Source organism: Mycobacterium sp. TH-M103 (genome assembly GCF_057473785.1).
In genome coordinates, this window is record NZ_JBYCLG010000302.1 from 1 (window position 1) to 5,076 (window position 5,076).

Consider the following 5,076-nt stretch of genomic DNA (forward strand, 5'->3'; position numbering starts at 1 on the left):
TTCGCCACCATCCCGGTGCTCGACGGCGCCGGCTGGAGCGACGACGGCATGCAGAGCGTGGTGCGGGTGGACCCGCACCAGGTGCAGGACTGGGTCAGCGGCCTGCTGCACAACCAGGACGAGGGCAAGACCGAGGAACTGGCCTTCACCCCCGCCAAGACCACCGCCAGCGTGGTCAACGACACCGACATCAACGGACTGGCCGCGGCGGTGTCGGACGTGTTGAGCGCAAAAGGATTCACGCCCGGACCCGTCGGCAACAACGTGGGCGGGCACGTCAAGGCCAGCCAGGTGCGGGCGGCCAAGAGCGACGACGTCGGCGCCCAGGAGGTGGCCCAGCAACTGGGCGGCCTGCCGGTGGTCGCCGACACCTCGATAGCCCCGGGAACCGTGCGCGTGGTGCTGGCCAACGACTACAGCGGCCCGGGCTCGGGCCTGGGCGGCGGCAAGAACAGCCAGCCGGCGGCCGCGCACGTGTCCAGCGCGGGCGGGGCGGCCGACGCCGACGCCCCGGCGCCCTCGCCCATCCTGACCGCCGGCTCCGACAAGCCGGAGTGCATCAACTGAGCACGCTCGCCGGCGCGATCCTGGAACCGATGCTGCGGACCGACCCCGTCGGCCCGCGCATCACCTACTACGACGACGCGACCGGCGAGCGCATCGAGTTGTCCGCGGCGACGCTGGCCAACTGGGCCGCCAAGACCGGCAACCTGTTGCGCGACGAGCTGGGCGCCGGGCCGAGCAGCCGGGTCGCGATCCTGCTGCCGGCGCACTGGCAGACCGCCGCGGTGCTGTTGGGCGTCTGGTGGATCGGCGCGCAGGTCGTGCTCGACGGCGGCGCGGACCTGGCGTTGTGCACCGCCGAACGCCTGGACGAGGCCGACGCGTTGGTCGACGGCGGCGAGGTGGCGGTGCTGTCGCTGGACCCGTTCGGCCGCCCCGCGCCGGACCTGCCGTTCGGCGTCACCGACTACGCCACCGCGGTGCGCGTGCACGGCGACCAGATCGTCGCCGAACCCCACCCGGGTCCCGCACTCGCCGGCCGGTCGGTCGGCGAAGTCCTGGCGGACTGCGAAAGATCGGCGGCGGCAAGGGGTTTGACGTCGGCGGATCGGGTGCTGTCCAGCGCGTCGTGGACCGGGCCAAACGAACTGGTCGACGGGCTGCTGGCGATCCTGGCGGTCGGCGCGTCGCTGGTGCAGGTGGCGCAGCCGGATACCGGGGCCGACCCCGCGGCGCGGCAGCGCCGGATCGAGGCCGAGAAGGTCACCCGGGTGCTGTGAGCCGGGCCCCCGCCCGCGCTCCGGCCGGTCGGAACCCATGTTGATATTGCGATATCGCGATGTTAACGTCGCTACCACGGTATCGGCCCACGGAACGAGGAAGGTTGACGCGATGGCGGTGCAGGGATTCTTGGCGAAGGGAGCCATATTTCTGGCCCACGGGGTCATCGGGGCGGCCGCCTACGACCTGGTGGTCCGGGCCGCGAAGAAGGCCCCGCTGCACCGGGCCGCGGTCTCGGCGGCCGAGCTGAGCCTGCGCGGTACCCGCAAGGCAGAGGAGGCCGCGGAATCGGCCCGGCTCAAGATGTCCGACGTGATGGCCGAGGCCCGCGAGCGCATCGGCGAGGAGGCGCCCACCCCGGCGGTCACCGACCTCCACGACCACGACCACTGATCCCGACGGAATGACCACCGCCCCCGCATCACCCGCTCCCCCGCAGGACACCGCGCCGGCAGTGATCTCGGATGCGGCCGGCCGCATGCGGGTCAAGGTCGGCTGGGTTCGCGGCGACTCCCGGCGCGCGGTCGCGGTCGAGGAGGCCGTCGCCAAGTGCGCCGGCGTGCGCGTCGTGCACGCCTATCCGCGCACCGGCTCCGTCGTCGTCTGGTACTCGCCGCGGCGCGCGGAGCGCCCCGCGCTGCTGGCCGCGATCGCCGAGGCCGCGCACGTGGCCGCCGACCTGATCCCGGTGCGCGCGCCGCATTCGGCGGAGATCCGCAACGCCGACGTGCTGCGGATGGTCATCGGCGGCGCGGCGCTGGCCCTGCTCGGGGTGCGCCGCTACGTGTTCGCCCGGCCGCCGCTGCTGGGCCCGAGGGGCCAGCTGGTGGCCGGCGGGGTGGCGATCTTCACCGGCTACCCGTTCCTGCGCGGCGCGCTGCGCTCGCTGCGGTCCGGGAAGGCGGGCACCGACACGCTGGTCTCGGCGGCGACGGTGGCCAGCCTGCTGCTCGGTGAGAACGTCGTCGCGCTCACCGTGCTGTGGCTGCTCAACATCGGCGAATACCTGCAGGATCTGACCCTGCGCCGAACCCGGCGCGCCATCTCCGAGTTGCTGCGCGGCACCCAGGACACCGCCTGGATCCGGCTGACCGACGGCCCCGACACCGGCACCGAGGTGCAGGTGGCGATCGACACCGTGCAGGTGGGCGACGAGGTGGTGGTCCACGACCACGTGGCGATCCCCGTCGACGGCGAGGTGGTCGACGGCGAGGCGATCGTCGACCAGTCGGCGATCACCGGGGAGAACCTGCCAGTGAGCATCACGGCCGGCGCGCACGTGCACGCGGGATCGGTCGTGGTGCGCGGGCGCCTGGTGGTGCGCGCGAAGGCCGTCGGCAACGAGACCGCGATCGGCCGCATCATCGGCCGCGTCGAGGAGGCGCAGCACGACCGGGCGCCGATCCAGACCGTCGGGGAGAACTTCTCCCGCCGCTTCGTTCCCGCCTCGTTCATCGTCTCCGGCCTGACCCTGCTGGTCACCGGCGACGTCCGGCGCGCGATGACCATGCTGCTGATCGCCTGCCCCTGCGCGGTGGGCCTGTCCACCCCGACCGCGATCAGCGCGGCGATCGGCAACGGCGCGCGCCGCGGCATCCTGATCAAGGGCGGTTCCCACCTCGAGCGGGCCGGCCGCGTCGACGCGATGGTGTTCGACAAGACCGGGACGCTGACCGTCGGGCGCCCGGTGGTCACCAATATCGTTGCGATGCACTCCGATTGGGAGCCCGAACAGGTGCTGGCGTATGCGGCCAGCTCGGAGATCCACTCCCGGCACCCGCTGGCCGAGGCGGTGATCCGCTCGACCGAGGAGCGCCGCATCAGCATCCCGCCGCACGAGGAGTGCGAGGTGCTGGTGGGGCTGGGCATGCGGACCCGCGCCGACGGCCGCACCCTGCTGCTGGGCAGCCCGTCGCTGCTGCGCGCCGAGAAGGTGCGGGTGTCGAAGAAGGCGACGGAGTGGGTGAACCGGCTGCGCCGCCAGGCCGAGACACCGCTGCTGCTGGCCGTGGACGGCACGCTGGTGGGGCTGGTCAGCCTGCGCGACGAGGTGCGTCCCGAGGCCGCCGAGGTGCTGACGAAGCTGCGGGCCGGCGGTGTGCGCCGCATCGTCATGCTCACCGGCGACCACCCGGACATCGCCGAGGTCGTCGCCGGCGAGCTGGGGATCGACGAATGGCGCGCCGAGGTGATGCCGGAGGACAAGCTCGAGACGGTGCGCGCGCTGCAGGCCGAGGGCTTCGTCGTCGGCATGGTCGGCGACGGCGTCAACGACGCCCCCGCGCTGGCGGCCGCCGACATCGGCATCGCCATGGGCTTGGCCGGCACCGACGTCGCCGTCGAGACCGCCGACGTGGCCCTGGCCAACGACGACCTGCACCGCCTGCTCGACGTGCGGGACCTGGGTGCGCGGGCGGTCGACGTGATCCGCCAGAACTACGGCATGTCCATCGCGGTCAACGCCGCCGGGCTGGCCATCGGCGCGGGCGGCGCGCTGTCGCCGGTGCTGGCCGCGATCCTGCACAACGCGTCGTCGGTGGCGGTGGTGGCCAACAGCTCGCGGCTGATCCGCTACCGGCTGGACTGACGGCGGCGCTCAGCAGCAGTCGTGGCCGCGCCAGGCGCGCACGCCCTGCCACACCGCGATGCCGGCGACCACCAGCCCGACCGCGGGGTCGATCCACCAGCCGCCGCTCGGCCAGGCCGCGGTGACGGCCAGGCCGACCAGCACGCCGGCGGCCTGCACGGCGCACAGGTAGTTCTGGATGCCTTCGCCCTCGGTGGCCTCCGAGTCCAGCCGGACGCCCAGCCGGTGGTTGGCCCAGCCCAGGGCCGGCATCAACACCAGCGCGATCACCGTCAGCACGATGCCGATCACCGAGGTCTCGGCGTGGTGCCCGTCGATGAGGTCGCGCACGGATTCGGCGGCGATGTAGGGGGCGGTCAGCCAGAACGACACCGCCACGCCGCGCTGGGCGCGCGACTCGGCGGTCTCGGACAGGGTGCGGGATCCGCTGAAGCGCCACACCACCGTCGCGCTGGCCAGCGCCTCGCCGCCGCCGCCCAGCGCCCACCCGGTCAACGCGATGGACCCGACCGCCAGGCCCTGCCACAGTCCGATGGCGCCCTCGACGAGCAGCACGGTGAGGCTGACCCAGGCCAGCCGCCGCGCCCATCGGGCACCGGCCTGCCAGGCGGCGTCGCGCTCCGTTGCGCGCGGGCAGGTGCGGGAGACCGAAGCCGACGAGGTCATTGCACCCGATGGTAGAGGCAGCGCACCGGGCCCGGACACCGCGACACCGCGGGGTGAGCGCACTTACGCCGAATTGTTCAGCTCCCGTTTGAGCACCTTGCCGGCCGCGTTGCGCGGCAGCGCGTCGACGAACACCACGTCGCGGGGAACCTTGAAGCGGGCCAACCGGTCACGCACGTAGTCCCGGACGTCGCGCTCGCTCAGCGACACGCCCGGCCGCGCGACCAGGTAGGCGCGCAGCCGCTGCCCGAACTCCTCGTCGGCGACGCCGACGACCGCGGCGTCGAGCACGTCGGGATGGCGGGCGAGCGCCTCCTCGACCTCGCCCGGGTACACGTTCTCGCCGCCGGAGACGATCATCTCGTCCTCGCGCCCGTCGATGAACAGCCGCCCGGCCCGGTCGAAGTGGCCGACGTCGCCGGTGGACAGCAGGCCCCCGATGGTCTCCTTGGTGCCGCCGCCGGTGTACCCCTCGAACGCCAGCACGTTGCCGACGAAGATGCGCCCCGGAGTCCCGGGGGCGACCTCGCGCCCGTCGC

6 protein-coding genes are annotated in these 5,076 nt (G+C 73.2%); 4 read left to right on the top strand and 2 right to left on the bottom strand.

Annotation, left to right across the window (positions count from 1 at the left end; genetic code table 11):
* The 4 genes from AC2VOR_RS16900 to ctpC all read left to right on the top strand — a co-directional run.
* A partial coding sequence (locus tag AC2VOR_RS16900; protein WP_486964166.1) for a LytR C-terminal domain-containing protein occupies positions 1-567 on the top strand: 567 nt, incomplete at its 5' end.
* Positions 555-1,283 (top strand): TIGR03089 family protein, encoded by a 729-nt coding sequence (locus tag AC2VOR_RS16905; protein ID WP_369740144.1) that lies wholly within the window; start codon positions 555-557, stop codon positions 1,281-1,283. The genes AC2VOR_RS16900 and AC2VOR_RS16905, both read left to right, overlap by 13 nt.
* A gap of 112 nt (positions 1,284-1,395) precedes the next feature.
* Complete coding sequence (locus tag AC2VOR_RS16910; RefSeq protein ID WP_369740146.1) at positions 1,396-1,677, top strand: DUF1490 family protein; 282 nt, start codon at positions 1,396-1,398, stop codon at positions 1,675-1,677.
* A 10-nt stretch (positions 1,678-1,687) separates the two neighbouring features.
* The gene (ctpC, locus tag AC2VOR_RS16915) at positions 1,688-3,871 is read left to right on the top strand and encodes a manganese-exporting P-type ATPase CtpC (protein ID WP_486964167.1); all 2,184 of its coding nucleotides are present in this window, start codon (positions 1,688-1,690) and stop codon (positions 3,869-3,871) included.
* Between the two features lie 9 nt (positions 3,872-3,880).
* Here ctpC and AC2VOR_RS16920 read toward each other — a convergent pair whose 3' ends face one another.
* Together AC2VOR_RS16920 and AC2VOR_RS16925 are read right to left on the bottom strand one after the other, a co-directional pair.
* Positions 3,881-4,537, bottom strand: coding sequence for a cation efflux transmembrane domain-containing protein (locus AC2VOR_RS16920; protein WP_369740150.1), 657 nt, complete (start codon positions 4,535-4,537; stop codon positions 3,881-3,883).
* A 63-nt stretch (positions 4,538-4,600) separates the two neighbouring features.
* Positions 4,601-5,076: AMP-binding enzyme (locus tag AC2VOR_RS16925; protein ID WP_486964168.1), on the bottom strand; the 476-nt coding region annotated here is incomplete at its 5' end.